The sequence below is a fragment of the Oleiphilus sp. HI0079 genome (assembly GCF_001635105.1).
Window position 1 is genome coordinate 1 of the sequence record NZ_LWFT01001349.1, and the last position, 731, is coordinate 731.

The 731-nt window shown below is 47.5% G+C and carries 1 protein-coding gene; it reads left to right on the forward strand.

The window, feature by feature from the left end:
* Positions 1 to 123: 123 nt before the first annotated feature.
* Positions 124 to 731 (forward strand): exodeoxyribonuclease III (locus A3750_RS23270; protein ID WP_068548941.1); only part of this gene is annotated, 608 nt, incomplete at its 3' end.

Consider the following 731-nt stretch of genomic DNA (forward strand, 5'->3'; position numbering starts at 1 on the left):
ATGGCGGTGTAAACTGCGCAGCGGCTGGAGCGCCACTCAATTATCTTGAGATAGTGCTAAACAGCTTTTAGAGAGTTTTGAGATCGCTTTTAGATCGCCTTTAGATAGTCACGGGAGAAAAATGTGCGTTTAGTATCGTGGAATGTAAATGGTATTCGGGCAGTAATGAAAAAAGACTTCCTCGAGAGCATGGCGACCATGCAACCAGACGTACTTTGCTTGCAGGAAACCAAAGCGCAGGATGATCAGGTTCGTGAAGCCCTTGCCGAGCTTGAGGGTTATCACATCTACTCAAATTCGGCGGTTAAAAAAGGCTATTCGGGTACCGCCATTCTCACAAAGCAGGAACCTATTTCCGTCACCTATGATCTCGGTATAGAAGAGCATGACACCGAAGGCCGGGTTATTTGTGCCGAATACGATGACTACTACCTCGTTACGGTGTACACCCCTAATTCGGGCAGCGAACTAAAGCGCCTCGCTTATCGGCAAACCTGGGATTCCGCCTTTCTTGAATATCTCAAAACGCTCGAGAAAACCAAGCCAGTCGTTGTTTGCGGTGACTTGAACGTTGCGCACAAAGATCTAGATCTTGCTCGCCCTAAGCCTAATTACAACAAGAGCGCAGGCTATATGCAGGAAGAAATTGATGGCATGGATAATTATCATGCGGCGGGCTTTGTTGATAGTTTCAGGGCGCTAAACCCAGAGTTGGGCGAGAAATACACATG